This is a genomic window from Micromonospora sp. 4G55 (assembly GCF_016803375.1).
Genome location: NZ_JAEVHN010000019.1, coordinates 1 through 22,057 on the forward strand (window position 1 = coordinate 1; position 22,057 = coordinate 22,057).

Consider the following 22,057-nt stretch of genomic DNA (forward strand, 5'->3'; position numbering starts at 1 on the left):
GCCGCGAGCAGGGCGCAGTTGGCCCGGGTCCCCGCGCCACGCCGGCTCGTTCAGCGGTACGGCACCGAAGCGGTCGCCGTGCTGGCCGAGGCGCCGGCCGACCTCCGCCGGCCGATCGGCTCCGACATCCCGGTCACCGGCGCCGAACTGCTCTGGGCCGCCCGCCACGAACTCGCCCTCACCGTCGACGACCTGCTCGACCGACGTACCCGGATCGGACTGGTCCCGGCACACCGCGAGGCCGCGCTGTCCGTGGCGCGGGATGTTCTCGCGCTGGCTGCCGAGGGCACGGCAAACCCCACCGCAGCGTCGGCCTGAAATGCCCATGGCGACGGCCAGCCGTACGAACGAGTAGAGGGACTACGGGCGAGAGTGCGCAGCCCGTCCTGATCGATTCGTGGGTCCGCGACGAGGTCCAGGTAGTCCCGCGGTGTGCGTGCGCGCGTGGAAACAGCGCGTCGATATCCACCGCGGTTCCCCCACGACGTCGTTCGAATCGGTCTCCGCGGCTGTCTTCCTCAGCGGCTGCCGGCCCGGATCAGACGGGGTAGTCGGTCCGATGGACGTAGGAAAGCTGGCCAGGGTCGATGCCCCAGCCGATGAGCACGTCGTTCAGCGCGTTCTCGTCCGCTGCTTGTGCGATTCGCACGTCCGTCATGCCGTCGTCCGGCCCGATGCACCGGTCGCTGTCGAGGTAGCTGTTGTCGAACTCGCGGTGGAAGATGGTGAAGACCTGCTCGTCACGGTGGGCGGCGGGGCGCCGGACCGGATAGACGGCGATCCAGGCTCGGTGATCGGGCAGGACGGCGGGGACCTCGGCGACGAGCAGCTGCCCGCGCCGGAGCGCGGTGCGCAGTGCCGTCGGCCATCCGTCAGTCACGTGGGCGAATCTTCCGTGCGACCGCTCCGCCGGCGATCAGGAGAAAAGGGGAGTACACACTCCCTTCCACCTTCAACATATACCGCACCGGGGGGCTTGCGGCAAGACCCCGGTCGTGCCGCAGAATTGCCGGCCGAGCCCCAGAACCAGCGGAAATGGGAGTACCGAAACATTCTTACCGGCGACGAACGCAGCGCGGAAACGGCGGCGCCGCACTGAGTCGACGGACCTCGACTTCGCGCAGACCATCCCGTGGACCCTGCCAGGCGAACGCCCGCTCCCGGCCGAGTTGGTGGGGTTCCTGAACGCCGGCCACCACCCGAGGGGGCTTGGGCAGCCCCCATGCGCGCTCGATCAACGCCACGCACTCGTCTCCCATTGCCAGCACACCAGATCGGAGCTGATGACGTGAATTCGCTGACCACCAGCGCGTTCGACCTTCCCGACCGGCTTGCGGCCAAGGCCGACCCGCCGCTGATCGCCCACGACGAGCAGCACTTCGCTGCTCTCGCGGAAAGCCTGGAGCAGTCGATCGCCGATCTGTCCGCCCGCCTCGACGCCGCGCGCAAGGCGCCCGGTGGCAAAGGCCGGCAGGCGATGGACCGGGACCAGGAGGTCCGCCGGCTGACCGCTCGCCTGCGTGCCCTGCGGCGTTTCGGGGTGGACCTGTGCATCGGCCGCATGGTCAGCGCGGACAACCCCGAGCCGGTGTACGTCGGGCGACGCGGCCTCACGGACAGCGCGGGTCGCCGGCTGCTGCTCGACTGGCGCTCGCCCGCGGCTGAGCCGTTCTTCGGAGCGACCCACGCCAACCCGATGGGCCTGGCGAGCCGCCGCAGGTATCGGTGGACCGGCGGCCGGATCAGCGACTACTGGGACGAGGTGTTCAGCGCGGACGGGTGGGAAGGGCACGCCGCGCTCGACGACCAGTCCGCCTTCATCGCCAGCCTGGGCAGCAGCCGGTCGGCCCGGATGCGGGACGTGCTCGGCACGATCCAGGCCGACCAGGACGCCATCATCCGCGCGGGATCGAGCGGCGCGCTCGTCGTCGACGGCGGTCCGGGTACGGGGAAGACCGTCGTCGCTCTGCACCGCACCGCCTACCTCCGCTACGCCGATCCTCGCCTCGGTCACGGTCGGGGCGGCGTGCTGTTCGTCGGTCCGCACCAGCCCTACCTGGCCTACGTCGCCGACGTTCTCCCCAGCCTCGGCGAAGAGGACGTGCAGACCTGCACCCTGCGGGACCTCGTGCCCGAGGGTGCCGCGGCAACCATCGAGAGCGACCCGGACGTGGCCCTCCTGAAGTCGTCCGCGGACCTGGTGAAGGCGATCGAGGCGGCCGTCAGGTTCTACGAGGAGCCGCCGACCAAGGGAATGACGGTCCCGACCGACGAGTCCGACATCTGGCTGAGCGCCGACGACTGGGCCGAGGCGTTCGACGCACCGGACCCCGGTACCCCGCACAACGAGGCGCGTGACGAGATCTGGGAAGAGCTGCTGACGATCCTGATCGAGAAGTACGACGGCGATGAGCCGGACGACCTGGTCCGCAGGTCGCTGGTGCGGAACAGGCAACTGCTCACGACCTTCAACCGCGCCTGGCCGCTGCTCGAAGCGACCGACCTCGTCGGAGACCTGTGGTCGGTGCCCGCCTACCTGCGCAAGTGCGCACCCTGGCTCAGTCCGGACGACATTCGGAAGCTGCAGCGCGGCAACGCGCAGGCCTGGACGGTGTCCGACCTGCCGCTCCTGGACGCGGCACGGCAGCGGCTCGGCGACCCGGAGGCGTCGGGGCGTAAGCGTCGGCATGACGCCGCTGTCGCCGTCGAACGGGAACGCATGGCCACGGTCGTCGACGAGCTGATCGAGGCCCACGCCTATGACGACGGTGAAGGCGTGCTGTCGAGCCTGCGCCAACTGGATCTCCAGGATGCCCTGGTCGACGAGGCCGTACTGCCCAGCGCCGAGCCGGACCGGCTCGCCGGCCCGTTCGCGCACATCGTCGTGGACGAGGCTCAGGAACTGACCGACGCGGAGTGGCAGATGTTGCTGCTGCGCTGCCCGTCCCGGAGCTTCACCATCGTCGGGGACCGCGCCCAGGCCCGGCACGGGTTCACGGAGTCGTGGCAGGAACGGCTCGAGCGGATCGGGCTCGACCGGATCAACCTGGCCTCCCTGAGCATCAACTACCGGACGCCGGAGGAGGTCATGGCGGAAGCCGAGCCGGTCATCCGGGCCGTGCTGCCGGACGCCAACGTGCCGACCTCCATCCGCAGCAGCGGCGTCCCCGTCGTACACGGATCTGCTGCTGATCTGCGTTCGATCCTCGACACCTGGCTCGCGGCGCACGCCGACGGGATCGCCTGCGTCATCGGCGACCCCACCTTCCCGCCGACGCCCCGCGTCCGGTCGCTGACCCCGGAACTGTCGAAGGGGCTCGAGTTCGACCTGGTCGTCCTCATCGACCCGGAGGCATTCGGCGACGGCATCGAAGGAGCGGTCGACCGCTATGTCGCGATGACCCGAGCGACCCAGCAACTCGTCATCCTGACGTGATCGGTGACCTCGTCGGCGGTCCGCAAGAGGTCAGGTCGTCATGGATGCGGCGAGCCGACGGGCGGCCTCGGTGAGGCGGTTGCGGCCGGGCCTGGTGGCGAGCGCGGCCAGGCCCGGCAGGTCGGCGCAGTGGCCGTCGCGAGGAGCGGCGTTGGCGGCGAGGTCGACGAGGTCGGCCAGGCCAGGGCGCGGTCCGGCGGGCAGGAGGACCGGCAGTGCCGCGGCCGTCACCTGCCAGACCGCATCGCGGGCGCCGGCCTTGAGCACTTCGGCCAAGGGCTGGACGATCCGCTGCAGCACGATCCAATCTGCTGCGGCGAGTGCCCCGACCTCCGCCCCGACACCGGTGCTGTCCCAGCCCGGTCGGGTGGCGAGTTCGATGAGCGCGTCGCCGGCCGCCAGTCGCACGGTGTGCCGGTGGTTGGCGAGCGCGTACGCCATCGTCAGAGACATCGCCGGGCCGGCCGGGCCGTCGGCGGCCGCGAGCCCGGCGAGGAAACCCGTACCGGGGTTGCCGCGGTCCACGATGGACGCGACGAACGGCTGGATGTGCGCGGCCATCGCCTCGCGGTGCGACGGCGCGATCATCGGCCACAGGGCCACGGCTCGTGCGTGCCGGGCCGACCTGGCCCGTTCGGTCGCGCTGCGCGGATCGGCGAGTTCGGCCGGAAGGCCGGCCGGGTCCAGCATCGCGATCCGCCGGCCGGAGACGGACGGATGATGCCTGACCTCCTCGACCCAGATTCGTGGTTCGGCGGGCGTGGCCAGCCAGCCGGCGAACCGGCGGCCGGCCGGTGAGACCAGGCGCGCGGCGGCCGCCCGGACGGTGGGGTCCACCTCGCGAGGCAGGCGCAGGATGGCCTGCGCGAGGTCGGCTTCGCCAGGTTGCCAGCCGTCGCGTTCTGCCTCCAGCAGGAGGCCGAGAACGCGGGCCGGGTCGACGTGTCCGGCGACCGTGGCCGGAGTGGCCAGTAGCGCCACCGGCGGGGCAGTGACCAGCCGCGCGGTGAGTTCGGCGACCCGGCGTTCCACGAGGAGCGTCATCGGATGCTGTTCCGTGTGGTACTGCGGGTGGTACGCGGGATGGGGTGGCGCGTCGCGTCCGATGGCGGCGGCGACCAGGGCCGGCCAGAGCCCGGGCCATTGCGGGATCAACGGCGCCAGCACCCGAGCGGCGGCGTCCCGGTCCGCGCCGGCCGCGCGCACCAACCCGTCGAGCACCAGCTCGTGCCGGATCGGGTCGTCGTCGCCACGACGCAGCAGGATCGCCAGCTCGCCGGCGACCGCGCCGAGGTCCAGCGGTGGCGGCATCTGGGCCGGCGGCTCCGCGACGAGGACGGGGACGGATGCGGGGGCGGGTGGCCCGGAGCCGAGCAGCGCGGCGAGTCGGTGCGCGGCGACACCGTCGAGCGACGGGACCTCGGCAGCCAACCGGGCGCGGGCTGCTTCGGACAGGCTTGGCAGCCGCGCTTCGATCAGCTCGACGGTGCGTTCGGCGAGCTCGGGCACCGCATGGTGCAGCCCGACCACCAGCCCCTCCACGAGGTGCTCCAGCGGAAGCTTGCGCAGCCAGGCGAGATGCGCGCGGACCAGCTTCTTCTCCTGGCGCGACAGCATGCCCTGGGTGATCTCGGCCAGTGTGGCCTGATCCAGTTCGGACACCCGGTGCAGGGACTGCAGCGACGTGTACGCGTAGTCGGCGACCGTCGACATCGGTGCCGTCAGCAGGCCGGTCAGCTCCTGCCGGTGCCTGGCCAGTTCGTCGGTGCCCGGCGCCAGCTGCCTCAGCATGTCGAGGTACGGCTGCAGCAGTCCCTTGCGCCCGCCGGCGCGCAGGCGGCGCAGGCACCCCGCGATGAGCACCGCGCGGTCGACGCGCCCGCTGCTCGCCAACTCCATCAGCGCCGGCGGCCAGTCACGGCGGGCCGCGCCGGTGACGAACACGGCGGCCACCCGGTCCTCGTCGAAGAGGTACGGCAGTACGTGGTCGAGCCATGGATCGGCGGCGAGGAAGGAGGTGAGCGATGGGCGCCACATCTCCACGTACCGTGCGACGGCGCCGGGCGTGTCCGGTGGCTCGGTGCCCACGGCCCGCATGAGCGCTTCGGTGAACGGCCACGGGGTGGTCCGGTTGCGGGATCCCGCACGCCGCACCATGCCGCGGGCGAGGGCGGTGCCCCATGCCGCACCGCGCACGCTGAGCAGGGCGGGCACCACCTCGGGCACCACGCGCAGCGACGGGCCGGCGGTCCACGGGCGGTGCAGGCGTTTCACCGCCTCGGTGGCCGTCGGCAGGCACGCCACGATGGCCATCGCCAGGGCGGCGTGGCGGCGCTCGGTCAGCCGGGCGGCGGCCTGGGCCGCCTGGCGCTCGAGGTGCCACTTCTCACTGGCCCACCGGCGTTCGCGCTCGCGCAGCCGCTGGCGGCCGGCGTACGCGCGGAGGCCTTCGAGGTCCCGGGGCGGCGGGTCGTCGTCGCTGGACAGGACGAACGCGAACGCGAAGACGCCATTGCTGGGCGGTTCGGGCTCGGGCTCGGGCTCCGCCGGTGGGCGGACGACCGGCTCCGGCTCCGCACGCGTCGGGGTGTGCCCTTCCAGCATCGGCAGCAGCGCTGTCCGCCCGGTGGCGTCCAGACCGGCAAGCACGTCGGCGAGCGCGTCGAAGTCGGCGTCGTCGATCCGCGCGCACACGTCGCGCCAGACGTCATTCACCCTGCTGTCCCGTCTGCCCGATGACAACCGCCACGACGTGCTTGCACGGCCCCCGCCGACCCTGATGTTCCGCCCACCAGGCGCAGGTGCAGGCGTGTTCGTCGCCGCGCCGATGCACGAGGTACGTGGACCCGCCGGAGGTCACCTCGATCCCGGCCGCGGTCACCACCATGCCGCCCGTCGTCGTGAGGATCCGGGCTGCGGCAAGCCTGGGGTGCAGCGCGGCGACCAGGTCTGCCCGGTACGGCAGCGGGCGGTGGAACGACGACGCCTCCGCGACGTCATACCCGACCTGGCCCGCGGTGGCCAGCGCGGCGAGAGCGGACGTGGCCCGGGCAGCGTCCCAACCGGTCAGCGCGGCGACCGATGCGCGGTCGATGACCGGATCGACGGCCAGGCGCGCATCCAGTGCTTCGGCGTCGGCGTCGGCGGACCCGGACCCGAGGTCGGTCAGCAACTGACCGTCGCCGGCGAAGCCCTGGCTGACGGCGGTCGAGAGCAGCAGCGTGAACCGGGCCGTGCCGAAGTCCAGCACCCAGCCGCTCACCTGGGCGGGTGCGCCGGTGATCGGCGGTGCGTAGAGGGTCAACGTCTGCGCCAGGGGAAGGAGCGGCCGCAGCACCGACAGCCGGAATCCGTCGACCACGCAGACGGCGCCGGGAACCGGCCGGGTGGTGGACCGCCACCCGGATCCGGCCGGCAGAAGCCAGCGGGCCTGCCGGGCGGTGCGCGCCGACATCTCGGCCAGCAGCGCGACGGCACGTCCGGACCGGATCTCCAGCCGCGGGTCCATCGGCAGAGCGTGCGCCGCCACCTCGGCCAGCCCGCGCAGCCAACGCGCCGGCAGCGGCACCCGCTTCTCGACGACCTTGCCGTCGAGCGTCGACACGGCGAGCCCCTCCTCGCCCACCGACATACGCAACGGGTCTTCACCACCGACCCTGGTCAGCGACTCGTACAGGGGAGGGTTGATGTCCACGTTGGTGGTGCCACGCCGGACGGTCGCGCCATCGAGCTCGGCGGCGGTGAGGTCCAGCCGTCCGTACAGACCACCGCAGGTCGACAGCGCCTCGAACCGCAGCCGCTCGCCGTCGCCGGTGACCACCGGATCCCGGCCACGGGCCAGGTCGGTACGGGCCTGCCGAAAGTCCGTACCCGCGATATCGGCCAGCGCCAGCAGGCCACCGGCGACCACCCGGGGCGTGCGCACGAAGCCGGCGAAGAAAGTCTGTTCGTCCACCGGATCCGGCGCAGACGTGGCGAGGGCGAGGTTACCGTCGGACAGTCCGGACGCGTGCCGATAGATCCGGGTGTCCAGGGCGGGCGCTGTCGCGCTCAAATGACGATCCTTCCGGGAGTCCCGCTCGGGCGCCCGCGAATCGTGCCACGCGCTGTTCCCACCGCGCTGTCCCGCAGCCTGCCGGCTGGACGAAATAGGCGGTCCAGCTTCCTGTCTCACCCAGCGATCAGCAGTCAGCGGCTTTCCATGTCGCCTGCCTCAACGCGCGTTACGCGGGCAGTGGCCAGCCGGGCGTGGCCAGTAGGGCACCGTCGTCGCCGACGAGCAGAGCCTCGTACCCGGGTAGCGTGGCGAGCCAGGTCACTGCCTCGGGCCCCTGCGCGGCCGCTGCGGTGGCGTACACGTCCGCCCAGGTCAGGGACGGCCCGATGACGGTGACCGAGCGCAGGCCTCGGGCGGGGGCGCCGGTGTGCGGATCGACGATGTGCGCTCCGCGGTGTGCACTGCCCGAGGTCGCGACGGCCCCGTCGACGACCTCGATGGCGGTGAGGAGCTGATCGGGCTGCGCCGGATCCTCGACGCCCACGCGCCAGGACCCGCGTACCGTCATGTCCCCACCGGCGTTCAGGTAGAACGCGTACCCCTCCAGGTGCTCCGCGGCGCGCTCGACGGCCCAGCCCTTGACGAGGCCGGACGGGTCGAAGCGGGTGCCACCGCCCGGTTCCGGGAGGTACGCGTCGAAGTAGCCGTCGGTACGCTGCCGCGCCTGCTCACACAGGTCGAGCACCGCCTCGACCAACGGATCGTCCACCGGCTCTCCCCGGTTCAGCGCGCTCACCCGGCTGTCCGGGCGGTACGGGCTGAAGACGACGTCCATCGCGCGCAGTTCGGCGAAGGCCCCGGCGACGGCGTTCGCCGCCGCCGGGGAGTCGGCGCCGGGACCGCGCACATGCACGCTGACGGGCAGACCCATGATCTGCTCGACGAATGCCTGCCTGGTCACGGCTTGGCCTTGAACTCAGCGGAGTCCAGCGCGGCCTGGAGGGACTTCGTGTAGCCCTCGCTGGTCGCCGTCGCCCCGGACACCGCGTCGATCTGCGCGCTCTGCGCGGCGAGCGCCTCCGCGCGCAGCTGCGGCACCGCACGCTTGTTGATCTCGCGGTCGCGGTTGTTCACGTTCGGCACCGCCAGCGGCGTGATGTCGGTGATCCGGCCGCCGCTGATGTGTGCCTGCACCTGGACGCGCCCGCGCTTCGTCTGCACGACCGGGCCGTCGGCGACCGTGGTGGAACCGGACCGTGCGACGGTGCCCCGTGACTTCCCGGGGTCCGCCGGCGCACCGGGGCCGGTCACCACGCCCGGTGCGCTGGCGCCAACGGTCCCGGCCGAAGCCGAGTTGTCGGGCCCGGTCGACGTCCGGTAGCTGAAGAGAAGTACCACCACGGCGATCGTTGCCAGGAACCACATAGTGATCTTGCGCATGTCGTCCTCCTCCGATTGCGAGCGCAATGAGGATGGGTGGTCGAGTTACCAGGTGAAGCGTTCAAGATGAATGCGTTCCGCCGGCACGCCTGCCTGCCGAGCCGCCCGTACGACCGTTCGCATCCACTCATCCGGTCCGCAGACGAACACGTCGTACTGCTCGATGTCCGGGACAAGCTCACGCAAGGCTTTCGCGTCGTCGCCGAACCCGGCCGGCAACCATGAACCCGCCCGCCCGCGCGGTCCCAGCAGGTACTCCACGCGCAGGCCACGGACGGCCGCGAGGCGCTCCAGTTCCTGGCGAAACACCAGGTCTTCTGCCGAGCGCGCCCGGTACAGCAGCGTGGCTTCGCCTGGCGCGTACGGTAACTCTTCCAACAACGTCCGCAGCGGGGTTATTCCGATACCGGACGCGATCATGGCTACCCGCGCGGCCGTGCGCCGGGCGGCGGTCAGCCGGCCGTACGGCCCCTCAATCAGCACACGGGTCCCAGACCGTAACTCTGATACCTGCTCGCTGCCCTCGCCCCGGGATCGCACCGTGATCCGCAGCGTGTCCGCACTTGGTACCGCGGACAGCGAGTACGGATGGCCGCGACTCCAACCCGGGCCGCTCAGGAACCGCCACTGGAAGAACTGCCCGGCGCGGGCCGGCAACCGGTCCAGATGGCGTCCGCGCATGTAGATGGAGTAGACGCCTGGGGCCTCCGGGACGACTGCGGCGACCGTGAGTCGGTGCCGCAGCGTCCGCCAGGCCGGCAGCCCGAGCCGGAAGGCGACCACCGCGCCGGCGCACGCGGCGTACGCGGTCCACCAGTACAGCGTCGCGGCCCGGGAGCTGGTGAAGTCGGCCCCGGTCCAGAGCTGATGCGGCAGCGCCAAGCCGACGCCGAGGTAGGCGTACAGGTGCAGCAGGTGCCACGCCTCGTAGCGCAGCCGCCGCCGCGCGGCCCGCAGGGACGTGAGCACGACCATCGTCAGGGCGGCCGCCCCGGCGGCCGCCAGCAACATTCCCGGGTACGTGGTGACGAGGGTCCACGCCTCGCCTGTCACGGAAACCCCATCCGTCGCGGCGTAGCCGACCGTGATCAGCACGATGTGCACGAGCATCAGATCGAAGGAGGTGAACCCGACGACGCGGTGCCAACGGGCGAGCACGTCCTGTCCGTAGGTGCGCTCGATCCACGGCACGCGCGCCATCAGCAGCACCTGGATGAGCAGCAGGTCGGCCGCGACAAGCCCGGTCAACCGGCCGAGCGACGTCAGGCCCGCCGCCCAGCCCCGAAGAGCCTGCACACCGCCGCCCCGCACCCAGAGCGCGACGACGACCAGCAGGCTGACCGCGGCGGCCGAGGCGATCGCATCGGCCCACCACGCCGACGCGGTGGCTCGTACGGGCCTGGCCGCCTGCGCCTTTCCCGTCACGACACCCCCTTCCGCACCCGCCCCGCCTGTTCGCCCGCCATCCGTCGGATTTCCCCCAGCGCCATTCGGGCTCCGGCGGCGAGCGTGTGGTGCGATCGGAGAATCGGTCAGAAATCACCGCACCGGACAAAGATGATCGAGCGCGATCGCGGAAACCGCTTCTTCCCGCATCCGCGCCGTTCATGTCAGCCGGGGAGCGAACCGGCGGTCAGGCGCCGGGCGTGGGCAGCATCGAGTTGTCGATGACGGATCGGAAGCGAACCGCCCACGACACCCACCGTCCGGACCGCGGCGGCCGTCGGCGACGGTCTCGCCCCGGGTACGCCCCGACGGCCCGACGGCCCGACGCCCCGACGGCCCGACGGCCCGACGGCCCGACGGGCAGGTGGCCGTCCCGGCCCGACTCCCCGTGGGCGTCACCGGCGACGTCGACACCGGCCTAGTCGGCGACGTGGATGACGATCTTTCCGCGGCGTTTGCTCGTCTCGAGCGCCTCGTAACCCGAGCGCGTCTCGGTGAGGGGCAGTACCCGGTCCACTACCGGCCGCAAGTGGCCGTGGTCGACGAGCTCGGCGATGGAATCCAACGCGTTCCGCTCGGGCTCGACGATGAAGTACACCCCGCGGACGCCGTGCCGGGCTGCTTCCTCCTGGTCCGGAGGATCGGCCAGGCTGACCAGAATGCCGCCCGGCTTCAGAACGGACCAGGACCGCGACTGCGTGCCTCCTCCCACGAGGTCGACGACGACGTCCAGGTCGCCGACCTGGTCCTCGAAGCGGTCGTGCGCATAGTCGATGGCCTGCTCGGCACCCAGATCCGTCACGAACTCCAGGTCGGTCGTCGCCGCCGTGGCGCTCACGCGAGCACCGATGCTGGCCGCGAGCTGCACCACGTAGGCGCCCACGCCGCCGGCGCCGCCCTGCACCAGCACGCGCTGGCCGGCCTGCAGATCGGCGTGGTCCACCAGTGCCTGCCAGGCACTCAGCGCAGCCAGTGGGAGCGCCGCGGTGTGGTCATGGTCGACAGTGACGGGTTTGGCCGCCACGACGGCCGCGGGCAGGGTGACGTACTCGGCGGCAGCGCCATCCCGGGTGAACGGGATCAACCCGTAGACGGCCTCTCCCTCGGCGGGGCTCTCCACCCCCGCGCCGCACGCCGCGACCACTCCGGAGAACTCGTGCGACGGGATGATCGGGGTGCGTTCGGGTCCTGTCCCGTCGGAGCTGTGGGTCCAGGTCTGCGGCCAGGTGAGCTCGTGGGGTGTCATGGAAGCAGCCTTCACGGCCACCAACACCTCACCGGGCCCCGGCTCGGGCCGCGGCGCCTCCTCGTACACGAGTTGCTCCGGGCCGCCCCGGCTGTGCGCCCTCACGGCGTGCATCGTGCTCATCCGACGGTTGCTCCCTTCCCGAGGCATGTCGATCAGCCCGCTGGCCCCCAGAGTGACCTTCGTATTATCGAGCGGTGCGGCAGCCGCCCGCCCAACTTCCGCGATCCCTCGCCCTCGGGCGCAGACAAGCGTCGCCGAGCACCGTCACCAGCGTCCTGATTTCCGCCTGCACCTGGCGTCGGCTCACCCGTGCCCCACAGCCCGCCGGAGGTCGGCGTACCGGACGGTTTCCCCGGCGATCAGGGCGGCGAGGATACCCACCACCACGGCGAGTGCGACCAGCGACGGCAGGACCGCCGCGGCTGGTAGCCAGCCCAGCAGCACGGCCGTGGTCACCAGCCGCCCGACGTGCACCCCGTATCGCATCCGGTTGGCGAACAGCAGGTGACCGATGAGATAGAGCGCCGCCCCGCCGCACAGCGCGGCGGCGTAGAACCAGCCCAGCTCTCCGTGCCCGGACGCCTGAGCGAGGACCCCCTCCACACCGAGCGCGGCGAGCACGATCCCCGCGATGATCGGGAAGTGGGCGTACGAGTACGCCTCCACCGCCAGCGTCGTCCGGGCCTGTCCCCGGGCCTGTTCGAGCCGCTGCTCGGCTGCGGGGGCCACCAGGTCGAAGTACAGCCACCACAGGCCGATCGCGACCGCGACCCCCAGCACGGCCGCCACCAGCAGCGGCCCGCTGATCGGCTGGTCGGCGGCGCCGATACCGATGGCGAGGATCGACTCGCCGATGGCCAGGATGACGAACAGGTCGTGCCGCTCGCTCCAGTGGCTGGCGCTGTGCACCCGCCAGTTCCCGCGACGGGAGGTGACGAACACGACGCCCCAGTCCACCAGCAGCGCCGCCGCGAACAGCACGGTCTGCCGCCAGCCGCCGAGCAGCACACCGATCAGCAGCAGGGCGGCGCCGGCCAGGGTGGGAATCCACGTGATCGCAAGCTGCCGGCGCAGTCCCGCATCGCCGGCCGCCGCCACCGAGTAGACGGCCAGGTGCAGGCACCGCACGACCAGGTAGGCAGCCAGCAGCACCAACGGGCCGTTCAGGCCGCCCGGCTTGTCGTGCCAGGCCTCGGGGATGGTCAGGTCGACGACGAACAGCGCCGCCATCGCGACCGACATGCCGGCCCGCAGCAGGGCCTGATCGGCGCGAGCCTGGTTCCCCAGCCACGCGTACCCCGCCCAGGTCCACCACAACAGGGCGAGCAGCAGCAAGCCCTGCACCACCCCCTCGGCGGTGTGGGCGCGCGCCATGTAATCGGTCACCCGCGTGACGGCGAAGACGTACACCAGGTCGAACAACAGCTCGAACCGGGTCACCGGCTGGCCCTCACCCGTGGGACTGACCGCGCCGAAGAAACGTCGCCGCCCGCCCGCCCGCTCCGCTCCGCTCCCGGCCGTCACGTCGCTTCGGTGACGGTGGTGTGGCAGCCGATGGCGTCGATGTTCCACCGCCGGCCCCCGGCCATCACGTGGTGCAGCCGGATCCGGCCGAGTTCCTCGGGCAGATGTGGGTGGGCGACGAGGGTGTCCGCCTGCGGTTGCACTCCGAGCATGGTGCGCAGTAGGAGCAGGGGTGCACCGCTGGCCCAGGCCTGCGGGTTGCAGGCGGTGGGGTAGGGCACGGGTTGGCGGCCGAAGGACCGGTCGTAGCCGGAGAACGCCTCCGGCAGGCGGTGCTCGGAGTGGCGGGCGGCCTCCAGCATGGCCATGGCGATGCGGTTCGCCTCGTCCCGGTAGCCGTAGCGGGCGAGGCCGCCGCGACGATGGAGTTGTCGTGCGGCCAGACGGTGCCGAGGTGGTAGCCGATGGGGTTGTAGCCGGTGTCGGCGGTGGACAGGGTGCGGACACCCCAGCCGGAGAACATCTCGTCGGACATGAGCTGCCGGGCGACGTGCCCGGCGCGGTCCTCGGGCACGATGCCGCTCCACAGCAGATGACCCATGTTGGAGGTCATCGAGTCGATGGGCCGCTTGTCCCCGTCCAGCCCGACGGCGTAGTAGCCGCCCCGCCGCGGGATCCAGTAGTCCCGGTCGAACCGCTCACGCAGCCGGTCGGCCTCCGCCCGCAGCCGCCGGGCCAGGTCCGGGTCCTGCCAGGGGCCGTCGGCGAGTTCGGCGAGGCGCACCTTGGCGTCGTAGGTGTAGCCCTGGGTCTCGCAGGTGGCGATCGGCAGGACCGGGACGGTTCCGTCGGCGTACTGCACGCCGTCGGGGGAGTCCCGCCAGCACTGGTTGCCCAGGCCCTGGTCGGAGCGGGTGGCGTACTCGACGTAGCCGTCGCCGTCGCGGTCGCCGTGGTGGTCGATCCAGCCCAGGGCGGCGTCGGCGTTGCCGCGCAGCCGGCGGACGAGTTCGTCGTCGCGGGTCCACCGCCAGTACTCCGACAGCAGGATCAGCCACAGCGCGGTGGTGTCGGCGCCGCCGTAGTAGGGGCGGTAGGGCTTGAGGCCGAGCCGGGTCAGCTCGCCCGACCGGTACTCGTGGAAGATCTTGCCCGGTTCCCGGTCGGTGAACTCGTCGAACGTGGTGGCCTGGTGGGCGGCCAGCACGATCAGGGCGCCGCGGGCGACGTCGGGGCCGCACATCATGGTCTGGTAGGCGGTGATCAGGGTGTCCCGGCCGAAGACGGTCAGGAACCACGGCAGGCCGGCGGCGATCAGCACGACCGGTTCCCCGGCGATGGTCTTCTCGATCCGCATCGACACGAGATCCACCGCCGACTTGTGGTAGACGTCCCGGACCAGGTCGGCGTCCGCGTGCAGGTGCGGCTTGCTCGCCGCCCACCGGGTCGACGGATCCTCCATGCCGTGGTCGACGGACTGTCCGAACTCGCGGGGCGTGGGCCGGTAGTCCTCCTCGCCGCAGCGCAGCGGTACCCACAGCTCACAACCCCACTGCTGTCCGCGCGCCAGCCTCAGGTTCCATTCCAGCGCGTCTCCGTCCACCAGGTCGGCCGGCGGGTCAGCCTCGATCCGCACCGTCGCCGCGTAGTCGCCGTTGCGGTACGCGAACTCGAGGGCCGACCCGTCCGACGCGTGCCGGCGCACGATGTGCGGGCTGCGGTCCCGGCCGGACTCCTTGATCTCGAACAGGTCCGCGAAGTCGGTTCCCACCGCGAGCCGCAGCCGCACCTGGGCCGGCTCGATGCCGAAGTAGCGCAGCTCGACGCGCTCGTAGAGCCCGTCGCCGACGAACCGTTGCCGCCGCACGCCGACCCGGTTGGCCGGCAGCCCCGGTAGCTCCGAGTTGGCCAGGAAGAAGGCCGCCGAGTACGGGTCGACGGTGCCGGAGGAGAGCACCATCAGCGGTGCGTCACCGATCGTCAGCACCCACCTGCTCACGAAGCGGGTGTCGTCGTGCACGAGCCCGCCGATGGACCCGTCCGGCACGTTTCCCACGGCGTCGGAGAGCATGAAGGTGCGCCCTTCCAACACGCCGATCGCGTCCGGCCCCAACTCGGGCGGAAGGTCACGGCACGCGCCGCTCGGCACGCGCCGGGCGGTCCCGTTGACCATCGGATCCGCGGGCGTGGGACGCCCGGATGTTGCCGACACCGACACCTCCTTCGGCTGCGAGTTGGGCTCGCGTCAAGGCGGGCGCGTGTCCGCAGCCTATGAGCGCTCCTCACGTCCTGCAGGTAGATCGGCGCATCTGTCTGGCTAACGGCCTCGAGGGCTGGACCGCCTCGGGCGGCGTCATCGGGGGCTCGTGTCGCGCCGCCGGTGCGGGGTCCGTGGTCGCCTCAGGGCGCGATGCCGAACGGACCCATGCTGCCGTAGTCCAGCCGGAGGGCTTCGGCCATTGCCCATGCGTTCGGTAGCGTGAAGATGTCGGCCCCGCCCAGACGCTGGCTCCACCGCGGAACGAGTTCATCGGCGGCCCGGGCGGCCACGGCGTCGAGGTAGGCCTTGAAGATGGCCCAGACGTTGGTGGCGTCGACCGGGGTCAGGAGCTTCTGCACGTCGACCGAGGAGAGCGCTGCCTCGGTGGTGGAGCGGAGGTCTTGCAGGTATTCGATCTGCGTCCGGACATCGTCCGGGGTGCCGGGCCGCGTCACGTGTCCGCCGACGAGCTTGTCGAAGGGGTATTCGAGCGCCTGTTCCTGCGCGTTGACGAAGCCGGGGATGTTCGCCGAGACGGCGAGGTTGGAGAACGGGACCCAGCCGGGGAAGATCACGTCCACGAGCATCAGTACGCGTTGCGTCGGGGCGTAGATGAAGATGTTTCCCTCGGCGTGGTTGGGGCCCTTGTAGTCGAGCTGGAGGCTGTGGTCTCCCGCTTCGATGGTCAGCGTGTCGTCGAAGACGTGGGTCGGCAGCGGGCGGTTGGGGTCGCGGAGCAGCGCGAGTCGTTCCGCCGTGATCCGGTGCGCGTAGCGCGGTACGTCCTCGGGATAGACCGACATCGCCCCGACGTGGTCGGAGTGCTGGTGGCTGTAGACGACCTGGGTGATGGAGCGGCTGGTCACGCTGCCGATCGCGCGGAGAATCTTGTGGCCGAGGGTGGGTGGCGCGTCGACGGCGATGACGCCTTCGTCCGTGACCACGAACATCATCTGGTACATGCCCTCACTGAGCCAGAACACGCCGTCGGCGATCTCCTCCAGGACGTACCCGGCTTCGGGGACCTCGGGGCCCAGGGCGGCCTGCGGCACCGGGGCCGTCGGTAGCTCCCGCGCGCGCTCGGCAAGGTCCGAGTACGGCGATTCCGACACGTGTGGCTCCCTGCCTCGCCAACCGCACTGACCAACGGTGCGCCACGGTCGCTGGGTGCCGAACCGCCTTGGCGCACGCTCGATCGTCCTCGGCGGGGTCCGGGCCGGTAGCCGTATCGCCCGATGCTCATCCGCAAGGGGACACCTGAGGGCGCGGCGCGCTTCTCCGATGGCTCGGAGGCTCCGCACCACCCGATTCGGCCAGGCGTCGCTCAGTCGGTCGGCCGCGCGTGCGCCGGCACCTGGAGCAGGTCCAGGCAGTTGCGCCACAGCGTCTCCAGCTGCGCCGGATCGTTGAGCAGCTTCGCGAGCAGGACCCGCCCCTCGATCTGCGCGACGATGGACCGGGCGGCCTCCCGGGATTCGACCGATGGACCGGCCTGGCCCTGCTGCTTCGCCTCGAGGACCACCTGCTCGATGAGGTCGATCTGGGCGTCGAAGATCTCCTGGAGCCGACGCCGGATCTCCTCCGCCTGGTTGCTGAGTTCGAGGGCGAGGTTGCCGAACAGGCAGCCGGCGACCAGCCCGACCTGCTGCTGCCCGGCGCGCTGCACCTCCTCGGTGGCCTCGAACAGATCCCGCAGGCGGCGCAGCGGGTCGCGTCCGCTGCCCAGCAACTCCTCCCACTGGCGGCGCTGGGTCGCCCAGTGCTCGTCGATGACGGTGAGGGCGAGCGCCTGCTTGGACTCGAAGAAGTAGTAGAAGCTGCCCTTCGGCACGCCGGCGGTCGTGCAGATCTCGGCGACCCCCAGCGCCGCGTAGCCGCGCTGCTCGATCAGCGTGGCCGCCGCGTAGAGGAGTTTGTTCCGTGCGTCACTGGTCCTACCCATGCTTTGACGATACACGACCGGTCGGCTAGCTTTTAGTCGACCAGTCGTCTAGTGGTCATCCGGGTGCGCGCGATCGCGGCCCCCGGCCCGTCAGCCGCCGTCCTACCAGGGCTTCGGCCAGCCAGGAAGTGGTTCGTCATGAGCAGCAGTCAGGGTCAGAAGGTCGCCGTGATCACCGGGGCCTCCCAGGGCATCGGCGCCGGCCTCGTGGACGCGTACCGCAAGCTCGGTTACGGCGTCGTGGCAACCTCACGCTCGATCGGCGATGCCCATGATTCGGACATCGTCACCATCCGGGGCGACATCGCCGACCCCGACACCGCCCAGCGGGTGGTCGACGCGGCGGTGGAGCGTTTCGGCCGCATCGACAGCCTGGTCAACAACGCCGGCATCTTCGTCGCCAAGCCGTTCACCGACTACACCGACGAGGACTTCGACCAGGTCACCAAGGTCAACCTCCTCGGCTTCTTCCACCTCACCCGGCGGGTCCTGCCGCACCTGCTGGCAACCGGCAACGGTCACATCGTCAGCATCACGACCAGCCTGGTGGACCAGCCCAGCTCGCACGTCCCGTCCGCGCTCGCGTCGTTGACCAAGGGTGGCCTCAGCTCCGCCACCAAGTCGCTGGCCATCGAGTACGCCAGTCGTGGAGTCCGGGTCAACGCTGTCGCGCCCGGGATCATCAAGACCCCGATGCACCCGGTGGAGACCCACGACGCGCTCGCCGGCCTGCACCCGGTCGGCCGGATCGGCGAGACCAGCGACGTGGTCGACGCCGTCGTCTACCTCGAATCCGCGCCCTTCGTCACCGGCGAGATCCTGCACGTCGACGGCGGCCAGAACGCCGGGCGCTGACCGCCCGCACCGGAACCCGTAGACAGGAGCATCGAATGCCGATCGTCAACATCCAGATCACCCGCGAGGGCAGCGCGCCCGGCGCGTCGGCGGCGACCGCCGAGGAGAAGGCCGCGCTGATCAAGGGCGTGAGCGAACTGCTGCGCGACGTCCTCAACAAGCCGCTGGACTCGACCTTCGTCGTCATCGACGAGGTGGCGACCGAGAACTGGGGCCGGGGCGGCCTGCCGGTCGAGCAGTTCCGCGAACAGCAGCGGGCACGCTCCGGCGAATAGGACCGCCTGCCCGGTACCGCGGCGTGCGCTGCGGACGGCGGAAGTGGGTGACGTCGTCGTGAACCTGCACCGACAGGACCGATGGCAGCGTTGAGAGTTCCCCCAAGGGGGGCAATCGGCCGGTGGGCGGCTTCGCCCACCGGCCGATCATCGTCTCCGGTCCCCGTCAGGAACGCTGGATCCGACCGGCGCCCATCACCCCTGCTCGCCGGTCGCGGAATCGCCCTCGTTCCGCGCCGTGAGCCAGGTGCCCAAGCTGGCGAGCGCGGCAGGGCCGTAGTCGTCGTCGACACCGCTGGCGAGGTCTGCGATGGAAACCGCCTGTAGGGCGGCGCGCCAGGCGGCGTCGGCGCCGGCCATCGCGCGGGCGATGGGGCAGGGCCGGGTGCAGGCCTCCTGCGGTGTCGCCAGGGGGCCGCGCTGGCGGATCTCGGTGCAGACGAACGCGGGCGCAGCGCCGTCGACGGCGGCGACGACGTCGAGCACGGTGATCAGTTCGGGTGACCTGGTCAGCACATATCCGCCCGCCTTGCCCTGGACGGAGGTCACGAGGCCGGCGCGGGAGAGTGCCTGCAGCTGTTTGGCCAGGTAGCTGCCGGAGACGTCGTGCAGTTCCGCGAGCCGGGCAGCCGGCACGGGCTCCGTCGCCGTGGTGAGCACCACGCAGCAGTGCAGTGCCCACTCGACTCCACCTGACAGCTTCATCCGACCCCCCGATTGACTCGGACAAAGTTTATCCGACTAGTGTCTCGGACAAGAGTTGTCCGAGTTCGGGGTTTGTCCTCGACAAATCTGGCGTGCCTGCGCGGCGCGCGTGGAAAGGTGAGAGCCATGAAGCTCACAGTCGTCGGTGGTACCGGACTGATCGGCTCGCAGGTGGTCCAGAAGCTGACCGCGGCCGGACACGAGGCCGTCCCCGCGGCGCTGTCAACCGGGGTCGACCTGCTCACGGGGAAGGGCCTGGACCAGGCGCTGGAGGGCGCCGACGTGGTTGTCAACGTTTCCAACTCGCCCACTTTCGACGAGGCCTCGCTCGACTTCTTCCGTACCACCATGACCAACCTGCTGGCCGCCGGGCAGCGCGCCGGCGTCCGGCACCAGGTGGTCCTCTCGATCGTCGGCGTCGACCAGGTGCCCGAGCTCGACTACTACCGCGCCAAGACCCTGCAGGAAGACCTGCTCCGGCAGGGGCCGACCCCGTACTCCATCGTGCGCGCCACCCAGTTCTTCGAATTCATGGACGCGGTCCTGTCCTGGACCTCCGACGACACCACCGTTCGCCTGCCCGGCACCCGTATCCAGCCGATGGCCGCCGCGGACGTCGTCGACGCGGTCGTCGACGTCGCCACCGGCACGCCGCTGCAGGGCATTCGCAACGTCGCCGGCCCGGATGTCTTCGCCCTCGACGACCTCGGCCGGGTCACCCTGGCCGCGCAGCAGGACAACCGGAACGTCGTCAGGGACGACGGGGCCGGCATGTTCGCGGCCGTCTCCGGCGACGTGCTCATCGCGGGCCCGGACGCACACCTGGCACCCACGCACTACCAGGACTGGATGCAGTCCGCCCGTTGACCGGGGTGCGGTCGTCAGGAGCTGCGGCGAACATCGGGGGCGCGCCGGCCGATGCCGGAGTCGCCCCCGATGCTCACGCCCGCATTTCTTGACCCGGAGATGTCCCTACCCCCGGAGGCCGGTCGTACACCCGTCCGTCGCCGCCGGCGGCGCGCCGGAGAACGCGAGGTCGGCGGTCGGGTTTCCCGGGGTGGGCATCGGGTAGTCGCCGGCTCCGGTACCGCCGGCCGATCTTCAACCGGCAGACGACGGTGGCAGGAGTGTTGTCGTGTTGCGTGCACGTCGAGCGATCGGGCCTCGGTGAGATGTGCGGCATCAGCGGTGAGGCGAGGTTCGACGGCGCGACCCCCGACGACGACGCGGTGACCCGGATGACCGAGGCGATGCGCTCCCGGGGCCCCGACGGCGAAGGGTTGTGGAGCGACGGCTGGGTCACCCTGGGACACCGCCGGCTGACCGTCATCGACCTGTCCGAGGCGGGCGGCCAGCCCATGGTGCGCGAGGACCTGGGGCTGGGGCTCATCTTCAACGGTTGCGTCTACAACTACCACCAGCTGCGCGATGAGCTGCGGGAGGCCGGGCACACCTTCCACTCGACCAGTGACACCGAGGTCATCCTCGTGGCGTACGCGCAGTGGGGTGAGCGGTTCGTCGACCACCTGGTCGGCATGTTCGCCGTGGTGCTCGTGGACCGGCCGCGGCGCCGGCTGGTGCTGGCCCGGGACCGGCTGGGTATCAAGCCGCTCTACCTGGCGGAGTCGCCCGGGCGGCTGCGGTTCGCCTCCACCCTGCCGGCGCTACTGGCCGCCGGTGACGTGGACACCGGCATCGACCCGGTGGCGCTGCACCACTACCTGTCCTGGCATTCGATCGTGCCGGCGCCCCGGACCATCCTGCGCGGGGTGCGCAAGCTCCCCCCGGCCACGGTGCGGGTGGTGGAGTCCGACGGGCGCAGTCGCGAGCGCGTCTACTGGCAGCCCGACTACCAACGGGACCCGGCACACGCCGGCATGAACGCGCGGGACTGGCAGGCCGCGGCCGGCGACGCGCTGCGCACGGCCGTGCGGCGGCGACTGGTGGCGGACGTACCGGTCGGGGTGCTGCTCTCCGGCGGCCTGGACTCCAGCATGATCGTGGCGTTGCTCGCCGAGGCAGGGCAGCACCACCTCCAGACGTTCAGCATCGGCTTCGACAGCCGCGGCGGCGAGGTGGGCGACGAGTTCCACTACTCCGACCTGGTCGCCGCCACCTTCGGCACCGACCACCAGTGCATCCAACTCGGCGACGACGACCTGGTGCCGGCGGTCCGCCGGACGATCGAGGCGATGACCGAGCCGATGGGCAGCCACGACGTGGTCGCCTTTCACCTGCTCTCCGAGCAGGTGGCCCGCCAGGTCAAGGTGGCCCAGTCGGGCCAGGGCGCCGACGAGGTCTTCGCCGGCTACGCCTACCACCAGCCCCTCACGCGGGTATCCCGCGACGGCGCCGCCGAGACGTTCGCCGCCGCGTTCTTCGACCACGAGCACGCGGAACTGGACCGGGTGGTCGACCCGGCGTACGCGTGCGACCACGACGCGAGTCGCGAACTGCTCGACGCGCACCTGGCCGCACCGGGCGCGGACACCGCGCTGGACGCGGTGCTGCGCCTGGACACCCACCTGATGCTGCCCGACGACCCGGTGAAGCGGGTGGACAGCATGAGCATGGCGTGGGGGCTGGAGGTGCGCACCCCGTTCCTGGACCAGGACCTCGTCGCCCTCGCCGCGGCCTGCCCGCCAGAGCACAAGGTGGCCCAGGGCGGTAAGGGATTGCTCAAGGAGGTGGCCCGGGAGGTGCTGCCGGCCGAGGTGATCGACCGGCCCAAGGGCTACTTCCCGGTACCCGCCCTGCGCAACGTCGACGGGCCGGTGCGGCACCTCGTCGAGGAGGCCCTGACCGCGCCGGCCGCCCGGGAACGCGGCCTGTTCCGGTCCGGGTACGTCGCCGACCTGCTCGCCGAACCGGCGCAGGCGCAGGCCGCCGCCGGCAGCAACAAGCTCTGGCAGCTCGGCCTGCTGGAACTCTGGCTCCAAACCCACGACATCCACTGACTCCCGGCGCGCTCGCGCGTCCGGCCCGATC

18 protein-coding genes are annotated in these 22,057 nt (G+C 71.3%); 6 read left to right on the forward strand and 12 right to left on the reverse strand.

Annotation, left to right across the window (positions count from 1 at the left end; genetic code table 11):
* A partial coding sequence (locus JNW89_RS03475; RefSeq protein ID WP_305070494.1) for a glycerol-3-phosphate dehydrogenase C-terminal domain-containing protein occupies positions 1-318 on the forward strand: 318 nt, incomplete at its 5' end.
* Between the two features lie 220 nt (positions 319-538).
* Here JNW89_RS03475 and JNW89_RS03480 read toward each other — a convergent pair.
* Positions 539-880: a hypothetical protein gene (locus JNW89_RS03480; protein WP_238447668.1), complete on the reverse strand. Its 342-nt coding sequence runs from the start codon at positions 878-880 to the stop codon at positions 539-541.
* A 417-nt stretch (positions 881-1,297) separates the two neighbouring features.
* Here JNW89_RS03480 and helR point away from each other — a divergent pair, with 417 nt between their 5' ends.
* Positions 1,298-3,436 (forward strand): RNA polymerase recycling motor ATPase HelR, encoded by a 2,139-nt coding sequence (gene helR, locus JNW89_RS03485; RefSeq protein ID WP_375155039.1) that lies wholly within the window; start codon positions 1,298-1,300, stop codon positions 3,434-3,436.
* 30 nt (positions 3,437-3,466) lie between these two features.
* Here helR and JNW89_RS03490 read toward each other — a convergent pair whose 3' ends face one another.
* The 10 genes from JNW89_RS03490 to JNW89_RS03535 all read right to left on the reverse strand — a co-directional run bounded on the left by JNW89_RS03490 (position 3,467) and on the right by JNW89_RS03535 (position 17,234).
* On the reverse strand, positions 3,467-6,151 hold the full coding sequence (locus JNW89_RS03490; RefSeq protein ID WP_238447670.1) for a DUF6493 family protein: 2,685 nt from the start codon (positions 6,149-6,151) through the stop codon (positions 3,467-3,469).
* Complete coding sequence (locus JNW89_RS03495) at positions 6,144-7,490, reverse strand: SWIM zinc finger family protein (protein ID WP_238447671.1); 1,347 nt, start codon at positions 7,488-7,490, stop codon at positions 6,144-6,146. The genes JNW89_RS03490 and JNW89_RS03495 overlap by 8 nt, the downstream gene beginning before the upstream one ends.
* Before the next feature lie 169 nt (positions 7,491-7,659).
* Positions 7,660-8,394, reverse strand: coding sequence for an FAD:protein FMN transferase (locus JNW89_RS03500; RefSeq protein WP_238447672.1), 735 nt, complete (start codon positions 8,392-8,394; stop codon positions 7,660-7,662).
* Positions 8,391-8,873 (reverse strand): FMN-binding protein, encoded by a 483-nt coding sequence (locus JNW89_RS03505; protein WP_238447673.1) that lies wholly within the window; start codon positions 8,871-8,873, stop codon positions 8,391-8,393. The genes JNW89_RS03500 and JNW89_RS03505 overlap by 4 nt, the downstream gene beginning before the upstream one ends.
* Before the next feature lie 45 nt (positions 8,874-8,918).
* Positions 8,919-10,298 (reverse strand): ferric reductase-like transmembrane domain-containing protein, encoded by a 1,380-nt coding sequence (locus tag JNW89_RS03510; RefSeq protein WP_238447674.1) that lies wholly within the window; start codon positions 10,296-10,298, stop codon positions 8,919-8,921.
* Between the two features lie 439 nt (positions 10,299-10,737).
* The gene (locus tag JNW89_RS03515) at positions 10,738-11,688 is read right to left on the reverse strand and encodes an NADP-dependent oxidoreductase (RefSeq protein ID WP_238447675.1); all 951 of its coding nucleotides are present in this window, start codon (positions 11,686-11,688) and stop codon (positions 10,738-10,740) included.
* Positions 11,689-11,871: 183 nt separating this feature from the next.
* Positions 11,872-13,092 (reverse strand): low temperature requirement protein A, encoded by a 1,221-nt coding sequence (locus tag JNW89_RS03520; RefSeq protein ID WP_238447676.1) that lies wholly within the window; start codon positions 13,090-13,092, stop codon positions 11,872-11,874.
* 64 nt (positions 13,093-13,156) lie between these two features.
* On the reverse strand, positions 13,157-15,205 hold the full coding sequence (locus tag JNW89_RS03525; RefSeq protein ID WP_238447677.1) for a glycogen debranching N-terminal domain-containing protein: 2,049 nt from the start codon (positions 15,203-15,205) through the stop codon (positions 13,157-13,159).
* Between the two features lie 227 nt (positions 15,206-15,432).
* Positions 15,433-16,404, reverse strand: coding sequence for an MBL fold metallo-hydrolase (locus JNW89_RS03530; protein WP_238447678.1), 972 nt, complete (start codon positions 16,402-16,404; stop codon positions 15,433-15,435).
* Positions 16,405-16,616: 212 nt separating this feature from the next.
* Positions 16,617-17,234 carry a TetR/AcrR family transcriptional regulator gene (locus tag JNW89_RS03535; protein WP_238447679.1) on the reverse strand — a complete coding sequence of 206 codons (618 nt, stop codon included), beginning with the start codon at positions 17,232-17,234 and terminating at the stop codon, positions 16,617-16,619.
* Between the two features lie 138 nt (positions 17,235-17,372).
* On the opposite strand from JNW89_RS03535, the gene JNW89_RS03540 reads away from it, so the two are divergent.
* Positions 17,373-18,089, forward strand: a complete 717-nt coding sequence (locus JNW89_RS03540) for an SDR family NAD(P)-dependent oxidoreductase (protein ID WP_238447680.1) — start codon at positions 17,373-17,375, stop codon at positions 18,087-18,089.
* 35 nt (positions 18,090-18,124) lie between these two features.
* Complete coding sequence (locus tag JNW89_RS03545; protein ID WP_238447681.1) at positions 18,125-18,364, forward strand: 4-oxalocrotonate tautomerase family protein; 240 nt, start codon at positions 18,125-18,127, stop codon at positions 18,362-18,364.
* Between the two features lie 195 nt (positions 18,365-18,559).
* On the opposite strand, the gene JNW89_RS03550 is transcribed toward JNW89_RS03545, so the two are convergent.
* A complete protein-coding gene (locus JNW89_RS03550; protein WP_255540354.1) occupies positions 18,560-19,069 on the reverse strand; it encodes an Rrf2 family transcriptional regulator in 510 nt (169 codons plus the stop codon).
* 126 nt (positions 19,070-19,195) lie between these two features.
* On the opposite strand from JNW89_RS03550, the gene JNW89_RS03555 reads away from it, so the two are divergent.
* The gene (locus tag JNW89_RS03555; protein ID WP_238447683.1) at positions 19,196-19,936 is read left to right on the forward strand and encodes an SDR family oxidoreductase; all 741 of its coding nucleotides are present in this window, start codon (positions 19,196-19,198) and stop codon (positions 19,934-19,936) included.
* Positions 19,937-20,241: 305 nt separating this feature from the next.
* Positions 20,242-22,026: an N-acetylglutaminylglutamine amidotransferase gene (locus JNW89_RS03560; protein WP_238447687.1), complete on the forward strand. Its 1,785-nt coding sequence runs from the start codon at positions 20,242-20,244 to the stop codon at positions 22,024-22,026.
* Positions 22,027-22,057: the final 31 nt, after the last annotated feature.